22 protein-coding genes and 2 pseudogenes are annotated in these 24,455 nt (G+C 68.1%); 9 read left to right on the top strand and 15 right to left on the bottom strand.

What is annotated here, in order from left to right; all coding sequences use genetic code 11:
* Positions 1-38 precede the first annotated feature (38 nt).
* Together CYFUS_RS30905 and CYFUS_RS30900 are read left to right on the top strand one after the other, a co-directional pair.
* Complete coding sequence (locus CYFUS_RS30905) at positions 39-227, top strand: hypothetical protein (RefSeq protein ID WP_232536918.1); 189 nt, start codon at positions 39-41, stop codon at positions 225-227.
* The gene (locus tag CYFUS_RS30900) at positions 224-586 is read left to right on the top strand and encodes a hypothetical protein (protein ID WP_095988491.1); all 363 of its coding nucleotides are present in this window, start codon (positions 224-226) and stop codon (positions 584-586) included. Before CYFUS_RS30905 ends, CYFUS_RS30900 begins: the two co-directional genes overlap by 4 nt.
* A gap of 30 nt (positions 587-616) precedes the next feature.
* Here CYFUS_RS30900 and CYFUS_RS30895 read toward each other — a convergent pair whose 3' ends face one another.
* Positions 617-2,203, bottom strand: a complete 1,587-nt coding sequence (locus CYFUS_RS30895) for a tetratricopeptide repeat protein (protein WP_157758766.1) — start codon at positions 2,201-2,203, stop codon at positions 617-619.
* 56 nt (positions 2,204-2,259) lie between these two features.
* Positions 2,260-2,661, bottom strand: a complete 402-nt coding sequence (locus CYFUS_RS30890) for an endonuclease/exonuclease/phosphatase family protein (protein ID WP_095988489.1) — start codon at positions 2,659-2,661, stop codon at positions 2,260-2,262.
* Between the two features lie 250 nt (positions 2,662-2,911).
* On the opposite strand from CYFUS_RS30890, the gene CYFUS_RS30885 reads away from it, so the two are divergent.
* The 3 genes from CYFUS_RS30885 to CYFUS_RS30875 all read left to right on the top strand — a co-directional run bounded on the left by CYFUS_RS30885 (position 2,912) and on the right by CYFUS_RS30875 (position 5,448).
* Positions 2,912-4,000 carry an SDR family oxidoreductase gene (locus CYFUS_RS30885; protein ID WP_095988488.1) on the top strand — a complete coding sequence of 363 codons (1,089 nt, stop codon included), beginning with the start codon at positions 2,912-2,914 and terminating at the stop codon, positions 3,998-4,000.
* A gap of 124 nt (positions 4,001-4,124) precedes the next feature.
* Complete coding sequence (locus CYFUS_RS30880) at positions 4,125-5,099, top strand: hypothetical protein (RefSeq protein WP_157758765.1); 975 nt, start codon at positions 4,125-4,127, stop codon at positions 5,097-5,099.
* Between the two features lie 67 nt (positions 5,100-5,166).
* Complete coding sequence (locus tag CYFUS_RS30875) at positions 5,167-5,448, top strand: hypothetical protein (protein WP_095992335.1); 282 nt, start codon at positions 5,167-5,169, stop codon at positions 5,446-5,448.
* Positions 5,449-5,475: 27 nt separating this feature from the next.
* On the opposite strand, the gene CYFUS_RS30870 is transcribed toward CYFUS_RS30875, so the two are convergent.
* The 3 genes from CYFUS_RS30870 to CYFUS_RS30860 all read right to left on the bottom strand — a co-directional run bounded on the left by CYFUS_RS30870 (position 5,476) and on the right by CYFUS_RS30860 (position 9,210).
* A complete protein-coding gene (locus tag CYFUS_RS30870; protein ID WP_095988486.1) occupies positions 5,476-6,045 on the bottom strand; it encodes a tRNA-uridine aminocarboxypropyltransferase in 570 nt (189 codons plus the stop codon).
* A gap of 60 nt (positions 6,046-6,105) precedes the next feature.
* The gene (locus CYFUS_RS30865; protein ID WP_198316188.1) at positions 6,106-8,643 is read right to left on the bottom strand and encodes an ATP-binding protein; all 2,538 of its coding nucleotides are present in this window, start codon (positions 8,641-8,643) and stop codon (positions 6,106-6,108) included.
* A gap of 252 nt (positions 8,644-8,895) precedes the next feature.
* Positions 8,896-9,210: a hypothetical protein gene (locus tag CYFUS_RS30860; protein WP_095988484.1), complete on the bottom strand. Its 315-nt coding sequence runs from the start codon at positions 9,208-9,210 to the stop codon at positions 8,896-8,898.
* A gap of 233 nt (positions 9,211-9,443) precedes the next feature.
* On the opposite strand from CYFUS_RS30860, the gene CYFUS_RS30855 reads away from it, so the two are divergent.
* The 4 genes from CYFUS_RS30855 (at position 9,444) to CYFUS_RS30840 (ending at position 13,662) form a co-directional block, all read left to right on the top strand.
* Complete coding sequence (locus CYFUS_RS30855; RefSeq protein ID WP_095988483.1) at positions 9,444-10,106, top strand: response regulator transcription factor; 663 nt, start codon at positions 9,444-9,446, stop codon at positions 10,104-10,106.
* 30 nt (positions 10,107-10,136) lie between these two features.
* Positions 10,137-10,505 (top strand): response regulator transcription factor, encoded by a 369-nt coding sequence (locus CYFUS_RS30850; protein WP_095988482.1) that lies wholly within the window; start codon positions 10,137-10,139, stop codon positions 10,503-10,505.
* Positions 10,506-10,549: 44 nt separating this feature from the next.
* Positions 10,550-12,667, top strand: coding sequence for a PAS domain-containing sensor histidine kinase (locus CYFUS_RS30845; protein ID WP_095988481.1), 2,118 nt, complete (start codon positions 10,550-10,552; stop codon positions 12,665-12,667).
* A 134-nt stretch (positions 12,668-12,801) separates the two neighbouring features.
* Positions 12,802-13,662, top strand: coding sequence for an alpha/beta fold hydrolase (locus CYFUS_RS30840; RefSeq protein ID WP_095988480.1), 861 nt, complete (start codon positions 12,802-12,804; stop codon positions 13,660-13,662).
* A gap of 117 nt (positions 13,663-13,779) precedes the next feature.
* On the opposite strand, the pseudogene CYFUS_RS54665 reads toward CYFUS_RS30840, so the two are convergent.
* The 10 genes and pseudogenes from CYFUS_RS54665 to CYFUS_RS30795 all read right to left on the bottom strand — a co-directional run.
* Positions 13,780-13,887 (bottom strand): annotated as a pseudogene (locus tag CYFUS_RS54665) (site-specific integrase); the annotation flags it as partial.
* A 28-nt stretch (positions 13,888-13,915) separates the two neighbouring features.
* A complete protein-coding gene (locus CYFUS_RS30835) occupies positions 13,916-14,620 on the bottom strand; it encodes a hypothetical protein (protein WP_095988479.1) in 705 nt (234 codons plus the stop codon).
* A gap of 155 nt (positions 14,621-14,775) precedes the next feature.
* Positions 14,776-15,603 carry a DUF4163 domain-containing protein gene (locus CYFUS_RS30830; protein WP_232536917.1) on the bottom strand — a complete coding sequence of 276 codons (828 nt, stop codon included), beginning with the start codon at positions 15,601-15,603 and terminating at the stop codon, positions 14,776-14,778.
* A 44-nt stretch (positions 15,604-15,647) separates the two neighbouring features.
* On the bottom strand, positions 15,648-15,890 hold the full coding sequence (locus CYFUS_RS30825) for a hypothetical protein (RefSeq protein WP_232536916.1): 243 nt from the start codon (positions 15,888-15,890) through the stop codon (positions 15,648-15,650).
* A gap of 59 nt (positions 15,891-15,949) precedes the next feature.
* On the bottom strand, positions 15,950-16,705 hold the full coding sequence (locus CYFUS_RS30820; RefSeq protein WP_095988477.1) for a DUF5953 family protein: 756 nt from the start codon (positions 16,703-16,705) through the stop codon (positions 15,950-15,952).
* Positions 16,702-17,658: pseudogene (locus CYFUS_RS54660) on the bottom strand (DUF6310 domain-containing protein). Before CYFUS_RS54660 ends, CYFUS_RS30820 begins: the two are co-directional and overlap by 4 nt.
* A gap of 144 nt (positions 17,659-17,802) precedes the next feature.
* On the bottom strand, positions 17,803-19,947 hold the full coding sequence (locus CYFUS_RS30810; protein ID WP_232536915.1) for a sulfatase: 2,145 nt from the start codon (positions 19,945-19,947) through the stop codon (positions 17,803-17,805).
* A 115-nt stretch (positions 19,948-20,062) separates the two neighbouring features.
* Positions 20,063-20,635 (bottom strand): adenylyl-sulfate kinase, encoded by a 573-nt coding sequence (gene cysC, locus CYFUS_RS30805; RefSeq protein ID WP_095988475.1) that lies wholly within the window; start codon positions 20,633-20,635, stop codon positions 20,063-20,065.
* Between the two features lie 158 nt (positions 20,636-20,793).
* Entirely contained in the window at positions 20,794-21,963 is a 1,170-nt protein-coding gene (locus CYFUS_RS30800) for an acetate/propionate family kinase (protein WP_095988474.1), read from the bottom strand.
* Positions 21,960-24,323 (bottom strand): phosphoketolase, encoded by a 2,364-nt coding sequence (locus tag CYFUS_RS30795; RefSeq protein ID WP_095988473.1) that lies wholly within the window; start codon positions 24,321-24,323, stop codon positions 21,960-21,962. Before CYFUS_RS30795 ends, CYFUS_RS30800 begins: the two co-directional genes overlap by 4 nt.
* Between the last annotated feature and the right edge of the window lie 132 nt (positions 24,324-24,455).

Below are 24,455 nucleotides of genomic sequence, written 5' to 3'. Positions count from 1 at the left end.
TCGCGAGGAACAAACTTCATGCCCTGGAGTTCACGGCGATGGACGAAGCCATCGACTGGCTGAAGCGCCATCGCCAGGAACTACTGGTAGGGACCATCGTCACAGCGGCCGGAGTGACGTTCATCGTCATCTCCGCTGGTGCGGGAGTGGTGGTCCTCGCTCCTCTGGTGCTCATGACTCAGTCGGGAAGTACACTGGATGCCGTGACATGTGGGGAGATGAAATGAGTTCCAAGCTGGAAGATCTCCTGAACTCCCTCGAAGCTTTGGCCGGGCAGCACCCCAACGAGCCGGAAGCCGTAGCGACGATCAAGACCGCTGCCAAAGCGCTCCACTTCATCCGGAGCCTTGGCAAGCTGGAGGACTTCTGGAATTACGAGAGGGTTTTTGGCACGAAAGAGCATTGGCCGAAGCCTCTCAACTCCTTTCCCAGCGAGGATGCGGCCAGGTCCTGGCTGCGGACCCAGCCGGATCTTCCCTACGCTGCTGTGGTGGAGGTTGCGGGTTCGCTCCATTCCGTCGCCCGCACACGTGATGGTGAATGGGTGCTCGTCCGCCTGCCTTCTATCGAGGAGCTGGAGGGCTGAAGGGTCCCGTGGCCCGGGCTCCAGGCCGCGTCACCTGGCCTCGGTGGCGAGCTGCCGGCGTAGCTCCTCGGCCAGGGCGAGCAGGCCTGGGCTCGGGGGACGGTTCCGGGCTTCCCGCTCCAGCAGCGCGAGCGCGCGTCGCGCGTCCCCATGCCGGGCATGGAATCGCGCCAGGTTCAACAGGGCCTCCTCGGAGTGCTCGAGGGCGAAGGCCCGTTCGAGCATGGCCTGGGCCGCCTCGGTGCGTCCCTGCTGATCCAGCGCCACGCCGAGCAGGCCGTAGGGGCGGCCAAACCCGGAGTCGAGGGCGATGGCGTCCCGGGCACATTGCTCGGCCTCGGCCCAGCGGCCGAGCCCCATCCAGGCCTCGGCCGCGAGCATCTGGAGCACGGTGCTGCGGGGTTGCACCTCGATGCCCTGGAGGGCGAGCGAGACGCCATCACGCCAGTCCGCGTGCCTCGACTGCACGGCCAGGGCGTTGCCCGCGCCAAGCGCGACGAGCAGCCCCCAGGCCAGGGCGGGCCGGGGCAGACGGGCGGCGAGGCGCGACACGGCATGGGTGAGCGCCACCGTGGCGCCCATGAGGGGCGCGTAGAGCAACCGTTCGCCATACACGGACGGGCCCACCACGAGCAGGTTGGAGATGGGCAGGAACAGCAGCAGGAACCAGGCGATGCCCGCGCTCACCAGGGGGGCCCGGCGCCAGGTGCCTGGCACCAGGGCGACGAGCAGCCCGAGCGCGCCCAGGCCGAGCCAGGCCCCGGCGCTGTCCACCCCCGCGGGCGCGCATGCGGGCGCCGAGCACATGTAGAGCCGGCGCAGGGGGTTGGCGATACCGGCGAGGTACTGGGACCAGAAGATGTCGGCCGCGCCGAGCACGCGCCCGCTCCAGGAGGCGGTGACGAGCGGGTTGGTCATGTCGCCGATGGTCGCGCCGAGGAACGTCCCCAGGGCGTGCTTGCGCGCCCCCAGGACGAGTGCCGTCACGGCGGCATAGACACCCAGTCGGCCCCAGGGCAGGGCGCGCCAGCGGCCCGTGCGCAGCGCCTCCAGCAGACACCACACGAGCGGATAGAGCAGGGCGCTTTCCTTGGAGAGGAGCGCCAGGGTGTAGCAGCCGGCGGCGAGCGTGGCGGCCCGGAGGCCCGGGGTGCGGTGGGCGGCCCAGCCGAGCAGTCCGAGGAGCGCGGCGAGCACATCCGCGCGGCCGACGATGGAGTGCACGGCCTCGGCGGGAGCGGCGAGCGCGGCGAAGAGGGCGGCGGCGGCCCAGGCGGTGGTGTCGCCCGCCCACGAGCGCCATACGCCGAACAGGGCCAGCACGGCGAGCACGTGTAGCAGCACGTTGGTGAGGTGGAACACCCACGGCGCGCCGCCACCCACCCGCGCGTCGAGCACGAAGGTCAGCACCGCGAGCGGCCGGTAGGTGCCAATGGTCTCCGGTGGAACGCGGCCCCAGTAGTCGCGGGTGAAGGCCTCGACGGGAGACACCTCGCCCTGGACGACGGGGTTGCTCTCCACGGCGTAGAGATCATCCAGGACGAATCCCGAGGGCACGGCGCCCGCGTACACCAGTGCCGTCCACGCGCCGAGCAGCACCCACCCTCGTGTCTTCACGGATCGCCTCCTCGCGTGCCCTTATACAAGGCTCCAGGGCTCGCCGCGGCGTGGCCTCACGGGCTGACCCACTCGAGCTCCTCCACCGCCGCCATCACGTAGCCCTTGTCCACGGCCCGGTCCGCCTCGAAGGAGTTCCACTCGGGCTCGAGCAGGGGCCGCAGGGAGAGCAGCGCGGTGCCCCGGGCACAGACTCCGGGCAGGTGCAGGTGGGGCCCATGCAGCAGATGAGGGTAGCCCGCGCGGGTGGCCAGTCGTTCCAGGGGATCCACCGCGCCGCTGAAGAGCCCGGCCCGGTCCACCTCCTGGAGTGCCACCACCTCTGCCCGCTCGCGCGCGAGCAGGTCGGCCATCCGATCCAGGTGTCCCAGCAGCCGCCGGCGCGGGAGCAGGAAGGGCAGGGGGATGGGGATGGACGGAACGCCGTGCGCGATGTTCAGCGTGAGCACCTTGAGCATGCGTCGTGTCCTCCCGTCCGGGTCACGGCGTGAGCTGGAAGGCGACCAGCCAGTCGCTCCCCAGCAAGGCGGGCGTGGTGACCAACTCCGTGGCACCCACCACGTGATGAGGAGTGCCCCCGCGCGGGAGTCCGCCGAGCCCTGGCATGGGGGGGAGCCAACAAGTCACCAGACCTGTTGACGGTGCCATCTTGCCTGGCCCGGGGCAGGAGCCTACCTCCTCGTCAGCACGACAAGAAGGAGCGGCATCATGCAACGGGTGGCACTCGTCGTCGGGGCCAGCGGCATCGTTGGCAACAACCTCGCACGGCGGCTCGCCTCGGGGGGGTGGACGGTGTACGGGCTGGCGCGGCACCCGCCGATGGACCTGCCGGGCGTGCATCCCATCGCCGCCGATCTGCTGCGCCCGGACACGCTGCGCTCGGCCCTCTCCGGAGTGAAGCCAACACACGTCTTCTTCTGCACCTGGCTGAGGCAGCCCACGGAGGCCGAGAACTGCGCGGTGAATGGGGCCATGGTGCGCAACCTCCTCGGCGTCCTGCGCGAGGAAGAGTCCCTGCGGCATGTCGCCCTGGTGACCGGCTTGAAACACTATCTCGGGCCGTTCGAGGCGTATGGGAAGGGAGTGCTTCCGGACACCCCCTTTCGCGAGGAGCAACCGCGCCTGCCGATCGAGAACTTCTACTATGTCCAGGAGGACGAGGTCTTCGCCGCGGCCAGGCGGCAGGGCTTCTCCTGGAGCGTGCACCGCCCGCACACCATCATCGGTTTCGCCGTCGGCAACGCCATGAACATGGGGGTGACGCTCGCCGTCTACGCCACGATCTGCCGCGAGACCGGGCGTCCGTTCCTCTTCCCCGGCTCGCCCATGCAGTGGAACGGCCTGACGGATGTCACCGACGCGCGACTGCTCGCACGGCATCTGGAGTGGGCCGCGACCGCGGAGGGTGGACGCAACGAAGCGTTCAATGTCGTCAATGGGGATGTCTTTCGTTGGCGGTGGCTGTGGCCGAAGCTGGCCGAGTACTTCGGGGTCCAGGCCGCGGATTACCCGGGTCAGGCCACACCGCTCGAGCGGCAACTGGCCGACGCCGGACCGATCTGGAAGGACATCGCCCGTAAGTACGAACTGGCCGAGAGTGAGCTGGGCCGGCTCATCTCCGCGTGGCACACGGATGCCGATCTCGGACGTCCGATCGAATGCCTGGCGGACATGTCGAAGAGCCGCCTGCGTGGGTTCTCGGATTACCAATACACACCGGACTCGTTCTTCGATCTCTTCTGGAAGCTGCGCGAGGTGCGCTTGATCCCCCCCGCTCGGCCAGCGGGCATCGCCTGACTGTTTCGACGCAGCAGGTCAAACACCGGGAACCTCGCTTTCTCTGGTATCACCCTCCGTGTGATGTGACCTACACTTCGCCACCGGCGACGGGACGCAAGCACATACACGAGGCGGAACCATCATGAGAACGCGAAGTGCAGTGGCGAGTGGAGGGTTGTGGGGGCTGCTGATGGTGCTCGGAGCGACGGGGGCACTCGCCCAGGGCTCGCAGGTGCCGGCGGCCACGGTGCCACGGCGGGAGGATGCGCCTTCGCGGGTGATTCCGCCCCTGCACACCTTCTACAGGGTGGGCATCGCCGCGCGCGCGAACCCCACGGGCCTCTTCACCAACCTCACCTTCCAGGTGCGCTACCGCCTGTACGAGAGCGAATCTCCCCTGCTGAAGGACAACTACATTGGCCTGGGGCCGGTGGCCTTCGTGAGCCCCGCCCTGGTGCGCGGAGGACTCGGTGTGGAGTTCCAGCCGCTCCCCATCTTGCAGCTCTCCGCCTCCTACGAGGGCGTTGGCTGGTTCGGCAACTTCAACTACCTGCAGTCCTTCCCCAGCCCCAACTCGGACGCGAGCGATCGGCGCCTGGCGGAGCTCGGCGGGGTGGGGGGGTCGAACTATGTCTCCAACGGCACCCTGTTCACCGTGGCCGCGCTGCTGCAATTCAAGGCGGGCCCCCTCGCGGTGCGCAGCAATCCGCGCCTCTTCAACTTCAACATGAAGCTGCGCGACGGAGACCACGTCTTCTACGAGCCGGTGCTGGACGTGGTGGCCCCCAACAACGGCTGGGTGGCGACCAACGACGCGGACCTGCTCTACCTGATGGGCGGCTTGACGGTGGGTCTGCGCTACACGGTCACGGGCAGCTTCTACCAGCCCGAGCACTACCCGGCCGGAGAGACGGACCTCGGGCTCAACCCCACCATCCATCGGGCGGGCCCCTTCATCTCCTACACCTTCTATGACGAGCCCGACCGGCTCTTCAACGCCCCCTCCGTGGTGCTCATCTCGCAGTGGTTCCTCAGCCACCGCTACCGCACGGGCGCGGAGGTGAGCCAGGCCATGCCGTGGTTCGCGCTCGCCTTCCAGTTCAAGGGCATCCCCTGATTCGAGAGGGGTTTTCGTGCTATTCTTGGAGCGCCTCGACAACACGTTGCACATCCAGGAGTGGCCGATGCGAGTGAAGATCCTTGGTGGTTTGCTGGCGATGGGACTGCTGTCCGTGGGCTGTGGTGGAGTGGTCGAGAACGCCGATGCCGCGGCGCGGAGCACGGAGCTGACCAGTCAGGAGCAGGGTCTGGCTCCGAGCTGTGCGCCCGGTTACACCGCCTATGACATCTGGGATTGCGAGCGGATGTGCACCGGCTACGGCAACGCCCTGAATCGCTATTGCTCCAACGGCACGGATGAGTACTTCGCGGGGAACATCCTCAAGTCCTGTGGAGATTGTTACTGAGTCACGCCGTAGGGGCCGACTGGGGACTCAATTCAATGTCCCGCAGTCGGCGATCCGCCGCACCCGGAGCGCCGCCAGCCGCTCCAGCGGTGCCGCGGTGTCCGGTCCCTCCAAGCGCGCCACCGCGCGAGCGACCGCGTCCAAGGTGGACATCCCAGAGGGGTGCGTGGGCTCGCGCAGTCGGAGCGTCCCAGGATCGGGCGGCGGCAGCACCAGCCGGGGGAGCGTGCGCAGCACGGCGATCCGCTGGGTCATTCGCCGGGTCTGTGACCAGCTTCCGTCCAACACCACCAGTTGCCTGGGCGCGGGGGCGTCCGGCGGCGCGGTGGGGCCATCGGGGAAGAGCAGCCAGGTGCCGGGCTCGCCGAGCAGGGCGGTGTCGAGCGCCTCGTCCGGCGCGCCATAGGTGAGCAGCCTGGAATTCGTGAGGGCCAGCGTGGCCAGCCGCCCGGTGTTGCTCTTCTTGCGGGGTTCCACCACATGCTGCACGAGGAGGATCCGGGTGCGCGTCTCCACCCGGGGGAGTTCGGCACACAGGCACAGCTGGAGCGGGAGGTTGCAGCGGTCACAGCGGGGACGGGCGACGGGGAGAGACATCCTGCGTCATCCTGTTCCGGTGGCGACGGGAAGAGAAGCGCTCGTTGGTGGGCCACCCGCTCAGGGCCCCACCAGGGGCAGGGACACGGTGAAGAGCGCGCCGCGCTCCGGTTCGCTCTCCACGCTCACGCCGCCACCCAGCGCGCGGACGATCTCCCGCGTGATGTAGAGCCCCAGCCCCAGCCCGCCGTAGTGCCGGTCGCTCACCGCGCGCTCGAACTTCTCGAAGATGCGCGCCTGGGCCTCGGCCGCGATGCCGATGCCTTCGTCCCGCACCCCCAGCAACGCGCGCCCGTCCACCGTGGCGAGCGTCACCTCCACCGGGCGGCCCGCGCCGTACTTCAGCGCATTGGTCAGCAGGTTGGTCACCACCTGCTCGAGCCGCAGCCGATCCCACCGCCCCACCACCGGCGCCTCGGCCAGCCGCAGCCGCAGCGCGCAGTCCGCCTTGGCCGCCTCGGCCTCGAAGGCGTGGGCCACCTCGCGCACCAGCGAGGCCAGGTCCACCGGCTCCAGGTGCAGCTCGAGCCGCCCCGTGCTGATGCGCGACACGTCCAGCAGGCCACTCACCAGCACGCTGAGCTTGCGCGTCTGCGTGCTCACCGCGTCCAGCACCGCGCCCACCTGGCGCGCGGGCAGCACGCCGTCCGGCTCCGCGCTCACGCGCCGTTGCAGGGCCTGCACCTTGAGCTGGATGGGGGTGAGTGGCGTCTTGAGCTCGTGGCTCGCCACCCCGAGGAAGTCGTCGCGCAGCTGCACCGCCGTCTGCGACGCCGCGTACAGCCGCGCGTTGTCCACCGCGAGCCCCGCGCGCCGGCCCAGGTCCTCGGCGAGCCGCACGTCCGCCTCGTCGTAGCGCCGCCCTGACTCCGAGTGGGCGAGGATGAGCACGCCCAGCAGCTTGCCGCGCGCCAGCAGCGGCACCGCGAGGAAGGAGCGCAACCCCAACTGACGCGCCATCCCCAGCCGCTCCGGGTCGCCGCCCGTCGCGGCGACGAGCATGGCCTCCGTGACGTCCGGCACCCACGAGGTCTCGCCGGTGCGCAGCACGTGGGGCACCCCATGCGCGGCCTTCAGGTTGAGGGCGTAGCGGCGGGCGATCTCCCAGGCGAGCCGCACCTTCGCCGGATCGGTGTGGCTCACCGCGAGCCGGCGCAGCGAGCCATCCTCCTCCAGCATGTCCACGCAGCACCAGTCCGCGAGCGTGGGCACCGCGAGCCGTGCCACCTGTTGCAGCGTGGCCTCGGCATCCAGCGTGCTGCCCAGCATGGCGCTCGCCTCGGCGAGGAAGCGGTGGGCGTCGCGGGTGCGGCGCGCGTCGTCGATGTCCGTGGCCGTGCCGAACCACTTGAGGGGGCGGCCGTCCGGCTCGCGCATACAGGTGGCGCGGGTGAGGAACCAACGGTAGGCGCCGTCCGCGCGGCGCATGCGGTACTCCACCTCGAAGGGCTCCCCCGTGCGCACGCTGTGCGTCCAGCGCCGCAGTGTCTCGTCGAGATCCTCGGGGTGGATGAGCTGCGTCCACGAGTTGCCCAGCGCCGCCGCTTCCTCCCGGCCCATGTAGCGGGTGAGCACCTGGTTCACGTAGTCGAGCTGCCCGTCGGCGCGAGCGGTCCACACCACCTGGGGCATGGACTCGGCGAGCGTGCGGAACTCCTGCTCGCGCTTTTGAAGGGCGCGCTCCGCCTGCTTGAGCGCGGAGATGTCCTGGAAGGTGACCACCCCCACGGCGGGGCTGCCCTCCATGGCGGGCACCTGCGAGGACTCCACCAGGATGGCGGTGGTGCCGCGCGGGGTGTCCAGCAGCATCTGCAGCCCGCTCACGCTCTCGCCGCGCGCCGTGCGGGCCGAGGCCATCTGCTCGGGGGGGATGGGGGCGCCATCCAGGTGGCGCACGGTGACGAGGCGGTCGTACTCGGCGCGCGTCTCGGGCCGCGGATAGGTACCCCCCCACATGCGGTCCGCCGCCGCGTTGGCGAAGGTGAAGCGCCCACTGCCGCGCTCCACCAACACCAGCGGGACGGGAATCCGGTGCAGGACGGCCTCGAGCCACTGCTGCTGCGCGGTGAGGCGCTCGTTGAGGGACTCCGCGTGCTGCTGCGCCGCCGCCTGCACGCGCGCCGCGCTCTCGCGCTCCAGCAGCTCGCGCTCGCGCCGGCGCATCTCGGCCTCCTCGCGCTGCAACTGCCGGCCACGGCGGTAGAGGTCCACGAAGACGCCCACCTTCGCGCGCAGGATGTCCGCATCGTAGGGCTTGACGATGTAGTCCACCGCCCCGTGCGCGTAGCCCTCGAGGATCGCCCCCTCGTCGCGGCTCACGGCGCTGAGGAAGAGGATGGGCGTGGCGGCCGAGCGCTTGCGCTGTTTGATGATCGTCGCCGTCTCCAGCCCGCTCAGCCCCGGCATCTGCACGTCCAGCAGCACCGCGGCGAAGTCCTCGGAGAGCATCGCCTTGAGCGCCTCCTCTCCAGACGTCACCTTCACCAGGGGCTGGCCCAACGGCGCGAGCACCGCCTCCAGCGCGATCAGGTTGGGGGGGTAGTCGTCCACCAGCAGCAGTGGGGCGGGTGGCAAGGGGGTGGAAGGGGAGGAGGACACGGAGGGCACGCACGGGCGGGGGGCAGAGGGAGAACCTCGCACAGAAGCGCCCCAGGCGCGCGGGTTCGCGTGGAGGGGTGGTTTGGAGCCAGACGGTCCTCTAACGCCGGATCGCGCGTGCGGTTCCCACGGGGCGCCTCCTGCTCGCTCGGAGTACGACCCGTTTCCACGTCATGACGCCGCAGGCGAGCGTCCAAGGGCCCCCTGGATCAGACGCCCACGCTTCAGCAGGACTCCTCGGCGCGCGCCTTCTCAACCGCGACCGCCATCCGCTCGTGCACGCCATTGCTCGAGGAGTTCCAGGGCCTTTTCCCGCGTGGAGACGAATTGAATCTTCGTTCGTGGCGGCTCATCCAGTGACCGGGTCAGCGCGGCGGCGAGGATCACTCCCTTGACGAGGGCCCTGTGCAGCAGCCGTGTGTTGAAGAGGATGATGCCCAGGAACCACCCGGACCGGAGGTTCTCGCTCATGTAGCGTTTGGCCTCCGCGTCCATCCCCATCGAGGCCTGCATGTCGCTCAGGACGAAGTAGGGCTGAGCCTCGGCCAGCTCCCGGTAGAGATTCACGATTTGAACGGCTTCCTCCCGCGAGCATTCCCCTTGGATTTTCACCCAGAGCAGATCAGGGGGCTCGAAGCGGAAGGTGTTCGCCCCTATCGTCCAATCACGTGGGCCAAGCGTCATGAGCGCGGCCGATGGTAGCAAGGATCGACCCGCGACGACGAACAGGTTGTCCGTGGGGAATCGGACCATACTCAGGTATGATTGTGGGCGCGTCCCCTGCATGCCAAGGTCTGGGTATGAGTGAGGACGCCGTCATCCACATCGTCGACGACGACCCGTCGCTGCGCACGGCCTTGCAGTCCCTGTTCCGCTCCGTCGGGATGATGGCCCGGGCCCATGCCTCGGTGCGCGCCTTCCTCGATGCCGAGCGGGTGGACGCCCCCGGCTGTCTCCTGCTCGACGTGCGCCTGCCCGGCACCAGTGGCCTCGACTTCCAGGGGCAGCTCGAGTCGCTCGGCATCGACCTGCCGGTGATCATGATGACCGGCCATGGCGACATTCCCATGTCGGTGCGGGCGATGAAGGCCGGCGCGGTCGATTTCCTGCCCAAACCCTTCCGTGAGCAGGATCTGCTCGACGCCGTGACGCTGGCGGTGGAGCGCCATCGCGGGCGGCGCTCCGAACGCGAGGACCTGGCCGGCCTGCGCCAGCGCTTCGGCACCCTGTCGAAGCGCGAGCAGCAGGTGATGACCCTGGTGACCATCGGGCGGCTCAACAAGGAGGTGGCCGGAGACCTCCACTTGAGTGAGATCACGGTCAAGATCCATCGCGGCTCGGCGATGCGCAAGATGGGGGCGAAGAGCCTGGCGGATCTGGTGCGTATGGCCGAGGCCCTGCGGATCCCGAAGACCCTGGCCGAGGCCCTGCCCGCATCCCAGACACGAAAGCCCTCGTCCTGAAACGCACAGCTGGGAAAGGCCAGCAATGCCATGCCATCCGCCCCCCTCATCTCCGTCATCGACGATGACGCGTCGGTCCGTCTTGCCGTGCTCAGCCTGCTGCGGTCGTTCGGGCTGAAGGGACTGGCGTTCGACAGCGCCGAGGCGTTCCTGGCGTCAGGCGAACTCGAGACCACGAACCTGGTCATCACCGACATCCACATGCCGGGCATGAGCGGCATCGACCTCAAGCGGACGCTCGACGCGCGGGGCTCCACGGTGCCCGTCATCATGATCACCGCCAAGACGGAGGCGGCGGTGATGCAGCGGGCACGGGCGTGCAATCCGTCCAGCCTCCTGAAGAAGCCTTTCGACAGCGAGGAGTTCATCGCCTGTGTGGAACGCGCCCTTGCGCCGTGAGATCCCCCCGCGCATGCTCCCGCGTCGTTTCAAGGAGCGGGCTGATGCCGGAAGGAAACGGGCCGGAGGATGTCGGGAGCTTGCCGGGCCTGCTCGGCGCGGTCATTGATGGCTCGATCGAGAGCGTCATCGTCCGCGACCCGAGCGGCCGCATCCTGATGTGGAACAAGGCGTCCGAGGCGCTCTATGGCTTCGCTCGCGAGGCCATGCTGGGCCGCCACCTCCATGACCGCCTCAGTGCCCATCACCCGATGACCATCGCCGGTCTCGAGCAGCACCTGTTCGCGCAGGGGCACTGGGAAGGCGAGCTGAAGCGCACCACCGCGTCCGGCGAGGAGCGGCGTGTCGAGGTCAGGTGGACGGTGTTGCGCGGCCCCGAGGGCCAGCCCACCGCGATCATCGAGTACGGCCGCGACATCACTCGCTTGAGCGTGATCGAGCTTGAATCCCGACTTCAGGCGCACCGCTACCGCAACCTGTTCCAGGCCATGGCGGCGGCGTTCTGGGAAATCGACTTCTCGGAGGTGAGCAAGATGCTGGCCCAGCTCATCCATGGCGGCGTCGAGGACGTCCGCGGCTACTTCGAGGCCCATCCCGAGTTCATCGACGCCACGCTCGCCGTGGCGCGCGTGGTCGATGTCAATGACAAGAGCGTGGCGCTGTTCGGTGCCGGGAGGCGTGAAGACATCATCGGCGGCTCGCTCGTGCCCTATTGGCCGCCGGAGAGCCGCCACGTCTATGCCGAGAGCCTGCTGGCGGCGCTCGACCGGCTGCCCCATCTGTCCCGGGAGACGCGGCTCACCACGCTCGGCGGACGGAAGATCGATGCCCTGTTCACGGTCTGCTGGCCCTCGGGCCACCATGGGCGAGGCACGGTGCTGGTCGGCATCATCGACATCTCCGACCGGGTGGCGGCGGAGCAGGAGGTGCGCGCCAGCGAGCTGCGCTTCCGCCAGCTCTTCCAGGCCATGTCGACGGCACTGTTCCAGATCGACACCGCGCGCCAGCGCGCGCTCTTCGCCGAGCTGGAGGCGCGCGGCATCGAGGACCTCGCCGCCTATTTCGACAGCCACCCCGGCTTCCTGCTCACCTGCATGGACGCCATGTCCATTGACGACGTCAATGACGCGGCGGTGCGCATCATGGGTGCCAGGGAGCGGTCGGAGCTGGTCGGCCAGCCGTTGACGCGCTTCTGGCCGCCCTCGTCCTACCCGGTCATCCGGCGTTCGCTGCTCTCCAGCTACCGGGCACAGGCCAGCTTCGAGGAGGAGACGGTCCATTACCGGCTGGATGGCCGGGAGATCAACACGCTGTTCACCGTCAACGACTCCCCCGAGCTGCGGGCGCGCGGCATGGTGCTGGTGGGGCTGACCGACATCACCGAGCGCGAGGCCGCGCAGAAGGCGTTGCGGCAATTGCAGAGCGAGTTCGCCCATGCCTCGCGCCTGTCGATGCTCGGAGAGCTGACGGCGTCGATTGCCCACGAGGTGAACCAGCCCCTGGCCGCCATCGCCGCCCATGGCGCGGCGGGGGCGCGGTGGCTCTCGCGGCCCGAGCCTGACCTCGACGAGCTGCGCGCCATCAACGCCAACATGGTCAGCGACGCGAAGCGCGCCGCCGACATCATCGCCCGCCTCCGCGCCATGGCCTCGAACAAGACCTCGGAACGACAGCGCCTGTCGCCCAATCCGGTCATCGAGGAGGCGGTGCGGTTCCTCCACCACGAGCTGATGGCGCACGAGGTCGAGCTGCGCCTCGAACTCTCCGACGGCCTGCCGGACATCGAGGCCGATCGCGTGCAGCTCCAGCAGATCGTCGTCAACCTGGCGCTCAACGCCATGCAGGAGATGAAGCGCGCCCGCTGCCCACGGCCCCGGCTCAAGCTGATGACCCTGGCGGGTGACGGCGAACTGCGCTTCGCGCTCGAGGACTCGGGGCCGGGCATCCCGCCGCAACATCACGACCGGCTCTTCCAGAGCTTCTTCACCACCAAGGTGGCTGGTCTCGGCCTGGGGCTGTCGATCTGCCGCAACATCATCGAGGCGCACGGTGGCCGCATCTGGGCGGAAAACATCCCCGCCGGCGGGGCACGGTTCGTCTTCACCCTGCCCATCGCGGGATGGCAGGGTCCGGAGGGGGGATGGCCCCATACCAAGGTATAGGCCGGCTCACCCACCCGTACAAAAGACAGCGCGACGGCCAATCGTCATAGTCGCTCCATCGCTTGCACGGGAATGAGAGACAAGACTCATTCCCGACGAAATCACCCCCCCCGCTCGTGTAGGAGAACCCAGACATGACTACGTCCGCCCCCGTCCATACGGCCGTCAATACTCCCACCCGTTTCGCCGAGGTGAAGGGCCGCCGCATCGCCTACCGGGACATCGGCCAGGGGGTGCCCATCATCCTCTGCCTGAGATTCCGCGGCATTCTCGACTCATGGGATCCCGCCTTCCTCGATGCGCTGGCGGTCCACCACCGCGTCATCACCTTCGACTACTCCGGCCTTGGCCAGTCGACGGGCGAGCCCAGCTATGTGCGCAAGAAGATGGCCCAGGACGCCATCGATCTGGCCGACGCGCTGGACCTCGAGCGCTTCGTCATTGGCGGCTGGTCGCTGGGTGGCATCGCGGCGCAGGTGGCGGCGCGCCTCTACCCCGAGCGCATCCTCAAGACGATCCTGATCGGTACCACGCCCCCGGGCAAGGTGCGCCTCGGCTCGAAGCCCATCTTCTTCGAGCGCGCCTTGAAGCCGGTGAACGATCTGGACGACGAAATCGTGCTGTTCTTCCATCCGGAGTCGCAGAAGTCCCGCGCCGCCGCGCAGGCGTCGCACAACCGCATCGCGGCGCGCACCACGGACCTCAGCCCGGCGATTCCGATGCCCACCGTCTTGAAGATGCTCGCCGAGACCCGGGCCGAGGATATCTTCGTCGATGATGACGGCTACCGTGACTTCCTCGAGAGGACCCACCTCCCCGTGCTGGTCATCTCCGGAGATCAGGAAATCGTCTTCCCGGTGGAGAACTGGTTCGATCTGACGCCGCAGACGAAGTCGGTGCACCTGATGGTGTTTCCGCAGATGGGCCACGGTCCGCAGCACGAGGCGCCGCAGGTGTGCGCCGACCTGATCTCCAGCTTCATCCGCAACGGCTGAGTGTAACCAAGGACAAGGCGGCATTATCGAACTGTTGGCCAAGTTCAACAGTTCATTGCCGAACGGTAGAATCCCTGGTCATGGCGGCTTACGTGACCCCGGTCGTCCAGTCTATCGCAGGGAAACCAACCCTTTTGGAGGATACCCCCGCTCGGCGAGGTGGCTTCCGTAGCTGTGCCGCAGGTCGTGCCAGCTGATGCGCCCTTGCTCGCGGCTGATTCGTGCTCACGTGTTCGCGGAGGGCCGACCCCCGTCAGTGAGCGCCGGTCGCGGTGCCCGGCCCGTCCACCTTCTGGTGTCCGGTCACCGTCACCTCCGTACGAAAGCGCAGCTTGTAGAGGAGGAGTCCGCCCGAGGCGGCGATTTTCATTTGCGTGGGCTGCCACTCGCACGGGGTCTCCGTGTAGGCCAGGAAGTCCATCTGCAACTCATCCAACATGGGGGGCATGTCGGACGGGGAGATGCGCAGGGTCATCACCTTCCCGGCCCGTGTGTCCACCACCGCCTGTCCCTTCATCCGTTTCTTGTCTGACTTCGAGGGGGCGAACTTCACGGTCACCAACCCCTCGCTCGGACCCGGTGTGGAGTCGAAGCGGTAATCCGCCCTGGCCCGCGGATGGAACGGGGACAACCTCGCCTTGTCGTCCTCGTTCTTCGGCGGGTCCTTCGGCTCCGCCTTGAGCTGGCTGCTCAGGTCCCCCTCTTCCTTCTGGGAGAGGCGTTTGCGTGTCAGCACCGTGGTTCCGGAGCGGGTGACTTCGTAACTGCGGGTCAGCCGTCCCTTCACCTTGCCCTCCTTGTCCAGCTCCTCCGTGACCGAGTGCTCCACGGTGCGGCAGGCGGGGACGGCCAGTTTTCGCTCCTCCGCCTCGCCCAGGCGTTGGAGGAGGTCATCGAGTGGCGCTTCGGCACGAGCGGAGACACCGAGGAGCAGGGGAAGAAGGGCAAGTGCGCGCATGGCGTGGAGCTTAATCACCGCCCGCCTTCGAGGCGCAATCGAACCTTGAGGGGAACCCCGGCCCAAGGGGCTCTCCAGCGATTCGGGGGCAACGACGAACAACGCCTTCCTTCACAGCTGGCGTTATCTAGCGGGCAGCGCGAGACCGCGGGGATTCAGCGCTTCTTCTCCTGGGGTGGCTCCCAGTTGAACTGCACCGAGGGCGCGTGGACGGCCTTCGCGTCCTTCATGAGGAAGCCCTCCTCGCGTTTCGCCGCGCGCTCCAGCGCGGGCTTCAGGCTGGCGGGGATGGGAAGCAGCAGGCCCACCACGAAACTGTTTCCGCGGCACGCCTCACTCGCGTAGCCGAAGGCGATGCGCACGGCGACCTTGTTGCCCTCGAGGTGGTGGAACGCCACCGAGCGCCGCACCGCGTCGATGCCGTACTCGAAGCCTACACAGTCCTCGCCGGGCTCCAGGCTCTGGAGCATGTCCTCCACGGTTCCCGCCTTCTTGAAGGCCTCTTCGTCGGAGATGTGTTTCTTCACGAAGCGGTCCGCCTTGAGGGCCTTGAGCACCTCCTTCTCCGGGAACACGGCGAGCAGCGAGAAGGCATCTGGTTTCTTCGTCACGTCGGTGGTGACGTAGGTCGTGTGCGCGTACGGGTGCGCGCCGCCCGTGTAACCCGCGCTGGACGTCTCGTAGCTCACCCACGGACCCACGACCGACAGCACGTCGTAGGACTTGGAGGCCTCCCAATCGGACATGTCCGGAGGCTCTTCTCCTTCCACTTGAGAGGGTTTGAAGTTGGAGAGGAATTCCTCCTCACGCGAGCGCAGACCGAACACCTCCTTGCCGCCACGCAGGGCGCGCAGATCCTTCGCCGACATCTCGAACGTCACATCCGAGCCGGTCACCTTCCACGTCAGCGGCGAGGCCGCGGCCGGAGCCGGTTGGGCCGGGGTCGCGAGCAGCACCATCATCACCACGGAGTTCATGAGCATGTGTTCCATCCTGTGTCCAAAGATAAAGAGACCTCTCGACGAGCTCAGGGGATGGGAACGCCGGAGGCAACTCGGCCTTGGTTGATCCATCCGCCGTGGCCATCGCCACCGGCCCAGGAGTACTCGATGATGGCGTTGGTGGACAAGTCGGCCATGAGGTAGTCGGCGTTGCCATCGCCGGTGAAGTCCGCGAACGTGACCTGGGCGGCCTGGGGGGTCAGGCCGCCGGCGACCTTGCCGCTGTGGGAGGAAGGCGGGCCGCGCACCGTCACCCTGGGGAACGTCACCTTCCCGGCGAGCCAGAAGGCGGCGCCCTGAGTACGGCTACCGTGAGCCGTGCCGAACCTCAAGGAGTGGAGCGCCCGCCAATGTCCGGGAAGCGCTCGTAGGCCCGTTTGAGCGCGTTCAGGTGGGCGGGGTTGTCCAGGTCGAGCGGTGCATCGGTGAGCTGCACGACCCACCCCCCCGACGCCGTGCGCCGTGAGCGCGAGAGCAACTCGGCGTCGCGGGCAGGGTCCGGGAAACCGATGGCCTGCGCGGCAGCGGCAGACCAATAGTTCAGCCACCCCAGGTAATAGGGAATCTCAGGCGAGCGGATGTGCTTGAAGAGCTTCAGGGCGGGCAGCCCCCTGCGTGGAGACGGTGGCCCTTCCCGCGTGGGTGCTGTCTGATACGCGATGTCCACCGCAGCGTCGTCTGGTGTCGCACGTCCCCACATTGCACATGCCCCCTCCGCCGTGCCCTCAAGCACAGCCGCCGCTGACGCGATCACGGGCTCGTCCAGTGGCAGTTCTGCATGCACTTCAAACAGGGCCTGACCGCCAGGGCTGAAGAGTCCCGATCTTCCCCTTCCCATAACCGTCACGGGGTAACTCTCGTCCCCGTTGCACACGAGAGGGAATCCCCCATCCTCAATCCTTTCTACAAGCCACGTGTCGCGCTGCGGCAATGCGATGGGGCGCCCGCCTTTGGAGAGCCGCCACTCCAGGCGCAAGCCGGGGAGCGCCTTTTCCATTCCATGGACGCTATCGAGCGCGCGGCTGTCGTTGCCTACAAGCGCAGGCGCGTAGACGATGATGTCGAGTGTTTTTCGGGTAGTCATCGTTTGCACCCCGTGACGACGATAATGAGGGTCTGATCCCGTTGCAGCAGCGCTTCTTTGTGCGCTTGGGTGCTCACCCCAATGATGAAGTCATATCCACATGCCTCCGCGGCGTTTCGCTCCTTGTCCAATTGCTTCATTTCCTTTTCAATCTCCTGCTTCCGGATAAAGTCAGGGTATGTGTCAAATTGATGGGTCTTGATTTCCCACAGCACACGCACGCCGACTTGCAGCGCATCGAAGCTCACGCCGCCTACGAGCACATCCATTCCGGGATAACGGTTGGGCGGAAACTGATCGGCGCACTTGTTATGCGCGTCATCCTTGCCCTCGTGCGGCACCGGGACGGGCTCGCACCAGTGTCGATCTCGCTCCGTGACTTCGGGTGGCTCCAGAGGAGGGAAATTCGGTCCTTTGGGCTCCGGCTTGGGCCTTTTTGTCGGCGAGGGTTTCTGCGGAGCGGGCTTTGTTTCGGGCACGGGGCGCGCTTCAGGCACGGGCTTCACTTCTGGCACGGGGCGTGCTTCAGGCACGGGCCTTACCTGGGGACGACCCTTCTTCTCCGCCTAAGTATCCAAGGCTTCTTTGATGGCGAAGCCCACCACCACCACGCCCGCCACAATTACAGCCCCCACGACGATCTCTGCCGCGAGGACGCAGACCCCGAGCCCCACGGCTGCGGCGCCAGCAGATGCCACCGCGCATCGTCCCGTGATGTCGTGAAACTCGATCCGGTCATGGTCGAGGGCATGAAAGCACCGTTCCGCTAGCACGGGCCAGGGCTCGGCATCCTCCTGTACGGCGCAACGCCCCCCATCCGTCCAGGGCAGCGTCGCCGCCCGCTGGAGGTTGGCGAGCCTCGGGTCCCGGGCCGCTGGCTCTCGTGGGCTGGGCGCTGACGTAGCGCAGGCGGAGACATAGAGCAGAAGTGCGATGCACGCTCGGAAACGCATGGCTGCGTACTCCAATCGAGTCAGGACCTGGCAGGTCCTGGCGGGGCCGTCGGAGTATGCCAGTGCGCCCCTCCAGCGGGGTTGGGGGTGGAATCGCCTCGTCTACGGCTTCGATTTCCGCCGCGTCCACCCCGTGGCGGAGCGTCAATACGACTCGGTGGTCTCACCCCAGGTGCGCTCCCGGTGGAGCCGGGCGCGCAATTCGGACACCACGTCGGGATGCGCGGCGGACACCTCGTGCCGCTCCTCGGGGTCCGCTCGGACGTCATAGAGTTCCACGCGCACGCCCTCGCGCGTGGGCAGCTCCAGCAGCTTCCAGCGGCCCAGGTAGAGACCCCGGTGTCTGGCGCGCTCCACCGGCTCTTCCCACTCGGGCTCGAGCGAGAGGTCCCCCGTGCCGGGCTCCGCCCTCATGGTCTCGTAGAGCCAGGGGTAGGGCAGGCGGAATCGTTGGTAGCGCTGGCCATCCCGATCCGAGAACCAGAGGTCCGTCTCGATGAGCGCGGGCAGTTCCTCCAGTGCGGGAGGCTCCCGCCCCGGTATGAGCTGGGAGGCCAACGAGCGCCCCTGGAAGCTCGCCGGGGACTCCACGCCCAGCAGCTCCAGCAGGGTGGGCGCCACGTCGATGGCCCGGGCACGCGCCGCCACCGCCCGGTCCGCCGCCACCTTCCCGGGCCAGCGCAGGATGAAGGGCACGCGCAGGGCCTCGCCGCCCCACAGGTGCTCCCCATGGCCCATTCCCCGGTCGCTCTCCTCCAGGTGCTCGCCGTGGTCCGACAGCACCACCACCAGCGTGTCCTCCGCGAGTCCCCGCCGCTCCAGCTCCTCCATCGTCCGCCCCACGAACGCGTCGAAGGCGAGCACGCTCGCGTCATAGTTGGCCACCAGCGCCGCCTTGTCCGCGTCACTCGCGGGCGCGCGTGGCGCCTCCATCTGGGGTGTGGCCCCGAAGCGCCAGGGCCCCCGCTCCCCGGGCGCGAGGAACTGGCCCTCGTACGGATGCGGCGCGGCGTAGGGGAAGTGCGTCACCGAGGCGAACACGAGCAGCGCGAAGGGCTCGTCGGAGCCGAAGCCCTCGAGCGCGCGGCGGGTGCTCGCCGCGAGCGGGGAGGGGTCGGTGAGCTCGGGAAGCTGCTGCCGCTCGGGGAAGAACGAGGGCACGAGCGCGGTCCACGGCAGCAGCGTCACCTGGGTGATGAGCATGCGCTGGCGGATGAGCTCGGGGAAGTTGAAGGCGGGGGCGCTCACGTGCTCGAAGCCCAGCGGCAGGCGCGAGAAGACGTCGCCCGCGTAGTCGGACAGCACCTCCGTCCGCCAGCCCGCCTCGCGCAGCGCGGTGGCGAGCGTGGGAAAGGATTGAGTGCGCGCCTCGGGGCCCACCATGGTGTGACGGATGGGGTGCTGGCCCGCCCACTGCGAGCTCAGCAGCGTCGTCCACGAGGGCCCCGTGCGCGGAATCTGCACGAGTGTCTCCTCGAAATGACTGCCCTCGCGCATGAGCCGATCGATGTGAGGCGACGTCGGGCGGGGATGACCGTTGCCCGAGAGGTGATCCGGCCGCAGCCCATCCGAGGCGAGGATGAGCAGGTTGGGGCGCCGGGGCCTCTCGGAGGAGGGCGCGGGGCCAGGGTTCCACGCGAGCAGCAGGCCCACGAGGAGCGCGCCCAGGACGGCCACCCCCAAGGGCTTCAGCGCGGCTGGCGCGCGCCGCGGCGTCCGGACCTCGCCTCGACGCTCCCTCCCGAGGCGCCAGAGCGCCAACACGGGGGCGAGCGTGATGAGCAGCGCGGCCAGGGCCCGCCAGGGGGCGGGAGACGTCTGACTGACAGCCAGCAGCAGGGTCCGTGTCCATTCCGCGCGTGTGTAGAGCGTGGCGGCATAGAGGTGGGGGTGATGGGCCATGTCCCCCAGGAGCGCGAGCAGCGCGAGGAGCAGGCTTCCACCGAGTCCCCACAGGAAGGCCGCGCTCCAACGCCTCACACCCACGCCCCACGCGCCCAGCCCCAGGCAGAGCCCCGCGAGAAGCCCCAGCACCGTATGGGCCGTGAGCAGTCGGGCCACCTGCCCCAACACCACGTGCCGCCACTCCCGCCACACCAGTGCGGTGAGTTCGGTGTTCTCGTTGCCCTGATAGCCCAACTGCATGTTGAGCACGGCACACAGGGTGTAGAGCCCGATGAAGGCGCAGAGCCCGCCCCGACAGGCCCAGGTGAGCACACGCACGAAAGGGAGCGGGGTCGCGGGCCTCATCTCTCCGGACAGGGTGTTCATCGGGGAGACGACTGACACCCCCTCGCCTGGATTTCAGGCGACTCGCCGGGTGGTGTCCGACACCTCGGAGAGAGGCGAGCGGGCATCCTGGGCTCGTCTGGTTGCTCGGGCAGGGCGTCCCAGCGGACAGGCTTCATCGAGCCGGTGAGGTCAGCCCCTGCTCCTCGAGAACCGCGAGGACGCGGGCCACGCTCATGTCCACGCTCTCCGAATCACTGCGGATCAAGATCTCGGGAGACTCGGGCGGCTCGTATGGATCCGAGATGCCCGTGAAGTGGGGAATCTCACCCGCCAGGGCCTTCTTGTAGAGCCCCTTCACGTCTCGACGGATGAGGACCTCCAGACTGGCTTGCATGTACACCTCGAGGAAGGGGATGCCCTCCTCGGCCGCCAGCCGCCGCACCTCGTCGCGCGAGTCGCGATACGGAGAGATGGCGGCGGAGAGCACCGCGATGCCATGCCTGGCGAGCCGCCGCGCCACGAAGCCGATCCGCCGGATGTTCTCCTCGCGATCCGGCCGGGTGAAACCCAGCCCGCGCGAGAGGAAGTTGCGGATCTCATCCCCATCGAGGATGTCCACGGAATGTCTGGGCACCAGTCTGCGGCCGACTTCCACCGAGAGCGTGCTCTTGCCCGCGCCGGACAGGCCCGTGAACCAAAGGATGAAGCCTTTCGACCGGACGGCATCGTCCCCTGATGGTTTCACCGCGACCTCACGCCCATGACCTCCATCTCGAAAGCCGAGCGTCCAAGGTAACACGGCCTCACGTCTCCTGGCTGCTTCCTTTCAGAGTGGGCGATCAGGTGGGGCGGGCCTTCCGAGGTGCGGTGCCGGCTTGTTCTCGTGCGTCATTTCCGGCGCCCTCATGCCCGCATCAGCCGGCGCGTATGGCGGGCGATCTGCTCCTCCTCCTCGCTCGGGAGGAGCTGGATCGTCCCACGCGAGCCGGGCGCCGAGATGACTCCCTGGCCATCCCGGTTGCGGGCGTCGTCGAGCACCAGTCCCAGGTGGCCGAGCATCGCGCAGACGCGCTGGCGCACGATGGGACTGTTCTCGCCGATGCCTCCCGTGAAGACGAGCAGGTCGATTCCGCCGAGCACCGCCGCATAGGCCCCGATCGTCTTGGCGATGCTCCGCACGAAGACCGAGAGCGCCAGCGCCGCCGACGCATCCCCGAACCCCGCGGCCCGCGTGAGCTCGGACATGTCGCTCGTCCCTCCAGAGAGCGCCTTGAGCCCCGAGTCGTGGTTCACCAGGGACTCGAGCCCCTCGGCATCCACGTGGCCCTGGCGCAGCAGCCAGAGCAGCACGCCGGGGTCGATATCGCCCGTGCGCGTGCCCATGGGAATGCCGCCCGTGGGGGTGAACCCCATGGTGGTGTCCACGGAGATGCCGTGCCGGAGCGCGACCAGGCTGGCTCCGCTGCCCAGGTGCGCTACGACGGTGCGCTCGGGCACGCGGGGTTTGAGCCGCTCCACGATGGACTCGTAGGAGAGCCCGTGGAAGCCGTAGCGCTCCACGCCCTGGTCCCGGTACTGGCGCGGCACCGGGAAGACCGCCGCCTCCTCGGGCAGCGTGCGATGGAAGACCGTGTCGAAGCACGCGAACTGGGGCACGGACGGGTAGCGCTCGCGCGCGTGGTGGATCAACTCGAGCGCTGGCGGCACGTGAAGGGGTGCGAAGTGCGTCGTCGTCTCCAGGGTGTGAAGCACTTCCCCGGTGAGCGCCCGATGCTCCCGCAGGTGCGGCCCTCCATGGACGACGCGGTGGCCGATCGCCACGGGGGAGGTGTGGCCGAGGGACTCCAGCCGATCCATGGCCCGATCGAACGCCTCGCGCTGGGTGGGGTAGGGCGCGGACTTCTCGAACACCTTCTGTCCGTGGGCGTCCTGGAGGGACAGGGTGCCCCGCTCGCCCCCGATGTGCCGCACCGTGCCCTTGAACAGCACGGCCTCATGGCCCTCGCGGTGCGCATACACGCCGAACTTCAGCGAGGACGAGCCACTGTTGATGACCAGCAGGGGGCCGTTCATCGCGCGGTCCAGTTCCAGTCGCGCACCTCCGGTAGATCCTCGCCATGTTCGGAGACGTGGAGCTTGTGCCGCTGGAGGACCTCCGACAGTCGCTGCTCGGCGTCCTTCACCCGGTGGACGGTGGGGCGGGAGTGGCGGATCGCGTCGAACGCCAGCGTGTAGCGATCCATCTTGTTGAGCACGGTCATGTCGAAGGGGGTCGTGGTGGTGCCTTCCTCCTTGTAGCCGTGGACGTGGATGTTGCCGTGGTTGGCCCGGTTGTAGGTGAGCTTGTGCACGATGGTGGGGTAGCCGTGGAAGGCGAAGACGACGGGTTTGTCCCGGGTGAAGAGCCGGTCGAAGTCCTCGTCGTTCAGCCCGTGGGGGTGGTTGCCGACGGGCTCCAGGGTGAAGAGGTCCACGACGTTGACGACGCGGACCTTCAGCTCCGGTGCCCACTCGCGCAGCACCGTCACCGCGGCGAGCGTCTCCAGGGTGGGCACGTCGCCCGCGCAGGCCATCACCACGTCCGGCTCGCCTCCCGCCTCGTTGCCCGCCCACTCCCAGATGCCGATGCCCGCGGCGCAGTGGCGCACCGCGCTCTCCATGTCGAGCCACACCGGGGCGGCCTGCTTGCCCGCGATGATGACGTTCACGTAGTCCTTCGTGCGCAGGCAGTGGTCCGCCACGGACAAGAGCGTGTTGGCGTCCGGGGGCAGGTAGATGCGGACCGTGTCGGCGCGCTTGTTGGCCACGTGGTCGATGAAGCCGGGATCCTGATGGGAGAACCCGTTGTGATCCTGGCGCCACACGTGGGAGCTGAGCAGGTAGTTCATCGAGGCGATGGGCTTGCGCCACGCCAGCTCCCTGGCGGACTTGAGCCACTTGGCGTGCTGGTTGAACATCGAGTCGACGATGTGGATGAACGCCTCGTAGCAGGAGAAGAAGCCGTGGCGTCCGGTGAGCAGATAGCCCTCGAGCCATCCCTGGCACAGGTGCTCGCTCAACACCTCCATCACCCGGCCCTCCACGGAGAGCGACTCGTCCACGTCCTCGTAGCGGGCATTCCACCGCTTGCCGCTCGCCTCGTAGACGGCCTGCAGGCGGTTGGAGGCGTTCTCGTCCGGCGCGAACATGCGGAAGTTGCGCTGGGGGAGATTGCGGCGCATGACGTCGCGCAGGTACTTGCCCAGCACGCTCGTCGCGCTCACCTGGTGGGAGCCCGGCGTGCCGCACTCCACGGCGTATTCGCGGAAGTGGGGCAGCACGAGCGGCACCAGGAGCTGTCCGCCGTTGGCGTGGGCATTGGCGCCCATGCGCAGCCGCCCCTTGGGCGCGAGCTCCGCCAGCTCCTCGCGCAAGGTGCCGTGCTCGTCGAACAGCTCGTGGGGCTTGTAGCTGCGCAGCCACTGCTCGAGCAGCTTCAGGTGCTCGGGGTTGGTGCGCACCTCGTCGAGCGGGACCTGGTGGGCGCGCCAGGTGCCTTCCACCGGCTTGCCGTCCACCACGGCGGGGCACGTCCAGCCCTTGGGCGTGCGGAGGATCAACATGGGCCAGCGGGGTCGGGTGGGGTCGTTGTTCTCGCGCGCCTCGCGCTGGATGTCGCGGATCTCCCGGTAGAGGGTGTCGAGCACCTCGGCCATGCGCTGGTGCATCGTGCGCGGATCCTCTCCCTCCAGGACGTAGGGGTGGTAGCCGTAGCCGCGGAAGAGGGCCTCGAGCTCGTCCGGGTCGATGCGCGCGAGCAGCGTGGGGTTGGCGATCTTGTAGCCGTTGAGGTGGAGGATGGGCAGCACCGCGCCATCGGAGATGGGGTTGAGGAACTTGTTGGAGTGCCAGCTCGCCGCCAGTGGGCCCGTCTCGGCCTCGCCGTCTCCCACCACGCAGGCGACGAGGAGGTCCGGGTTGTCGAAGGCGGCGCCGTAGGCGTGCAGCAGGCTGTAGCCCAGCTCGCCGCCCTCGCTGATGGAGCCGGGCACCTCCGGCGAGTCATGGCTGGGCACGCCGTAGGGCCAGGAGAACTGGCGGAACAGCCGCTTCACCCCATCGGTGTTGCGCTCGATGTTGGGATAGGTCTCCGTGTAGGAGCCCTCGAGGAAGGTGTTGGCGATGATGCCGGGGGCGCCATGTCCGGGGCCAATCACATACATCATGTTGGCCTGGTTCAGCCGGATGATGCGGTTGAGGTGGACGTAGATGAAGTTCAACCCGGGCGTCGTGCCGAAGTGCCCGAGCAGCCGGGGCTTGATGTCGTCCAGCACGAGCGGGCGCGTGAGCAGTGGGTTGTCCTTGAGGTAGATCTGCCCCACGGAGAGGTAGTTGGCGGCGCGCCAGTAGGCGTCGAGCTTCTCCAGCTCCGAATCACTCAGTGGACCGGACATGCGCGGCTCCTCGAGGGCAGTGGGGTGTGGCGGGTGCGGCGGGTGCGGCCACGGACCCGATTACCAGCCGCGCGGGAACCAGGGGCCGCGAGCGGAAGAGGGAAGTTCGGCAGATGACGCTGGCGCGCGAAT

The sequence above is a fragment of the Cystobacter fuscus genome, from assembly GCF_002305875.1.
In the GTDB taxonomy this organism is placed as follows: domain Bacteria; phylum Myxococcota; class Myxococcia; order Myxococcales; family Myxococcaceae; genus Cystobacter; species Cystobacter fuscus_A.
Note: the sequence above shows the minus strand (reverse complement) of the source record. Positions and strands in the feature narration are given on the sequence as shown.

What these genes read in the sequence shown, in the direction of transcription:
- CYFUS_RS30905 (WP_232536918.1), top strand. Translation starts at nt 39, where the DNA reads ATGGACGAAGCCATCGACTGGCTGAAGCGCCATCGCCAGGAACTACTG.
- CYFUS_RS30900 (WP_095988491.1), top strand. Translation starts at nt 224, where the DNA reads ATGAGTTCCAAGCTGGAAGATCTCCTGAACTCCCTCGAAGCTTTGGCC.
- CYFUS_RS30890 (WP_095988489.1), bottom strand. Translation starts at nt 2,661, where the DNA reads ATGCTCAAGGTGCTCACGCTGAACATCGCGCACGGCGTTCCGTCCATC.
- CYFUS_RS30885 (WP_095988488.1), top strand. Translation starts at nt 2,912, where the DNA reads ATGCAACGGGTGGCACTCGTCGTCGGGGCCAGCGGCATCGTTGGCAAC.
- CYFUS_RS30880 (WP_157758765.1), top strand. Translation starts at nt 4,125, where the DNA reads ATGAGAACGCGAAGTGCAGTGGCGAGTGGAGGGTTGTGGGGGCTGCTG.
- CYFUS_RS30875 (WP_095992335.1), top strand. Translation starts at nt 5,167, where the DNA reads ATGCGAGTGAAGATCCTTGGTGGTTTGCTGGCGATGGGACTGCTGTCC.
- CYFUS_RS30870 (WP_095988486.1), bottom strand. Translation starts at nt 6,045, where the DNA reads ATGTCTCTCCCCGTCGCCCGTCCCCGCTGTGACCGCTGCAACCTCCCG.
- CYFUS_RS30855 (WP_095988483.1), top strand. Translation starts at nt 9,444, where the DNA reads ATGAGTGAGGACGCCGTCATCCACATCGTCGACGACGACCCGTCGCTG.
- CYFUS_RS30850 (WP_095988482.1), top strand. Translation starts at nt 10,137, where the DNA reads ATGCCATCCGCCCCCCTCATCTCCGTCATCGACGATGACGCGTCGGTC.
- CYFUS_RS30845 (WP_095988481.1), top strand. Translation starts at nt 10,550, where the DNA reads ATGCCGGAAGGAAACGGGCCGGAGGATGTCGGGAGCTTGCCGGGCCTG.
- CYFUS_RS30840 (WP_095988480.1), top strand. Translation starts at nt 12,802, where the DNA reads ATGACTACGTCCGCCCCCGTCCATACGGCCGTCAATACTCCCACCCGT.
- CYFUS_RS30835 (WP_095988479.1), bottom strand. Translation starts at nt 14,620, where the DNA reads ATGCGCGCACTTGCCCTTCTTCCCCTGCTCCTCGGTGTCTCCGCTCGT.
- CYFUS_RS30830 (WP_232536917.1), bottom strand. Translation starts at nt 15,603, where the DNA reads ATGCTCATGAACTCCGTGGTGATGATGGTGCTGCTCGCGACCCCGGCC.
- CYFUS_RS30820 (WP_095988477.1), bottom strand. Translation starts at nt 16,705, where the DNA reads ATGACTACCCGAAAAACACTCGACATCATCGTCTACGCGCCTGCGCTT.
- CYFUS_RS30800 (WP_095988474.1), bottom strand. Translation starts at nt 21,963, where the DNA reads ATGAACGGCCCCCTGCTGGTCATCAACAGTGGCTCGTCCTCGCTGAAG.
- CYFUS_RS30795 (WP_095988473.1), bottom strand. Translation starts at nt 24,323, where the DNA reads ATGTCCGGTCCACTGAGTGATTCGGAGCTGGAGAAGCTCGACGCCTAC.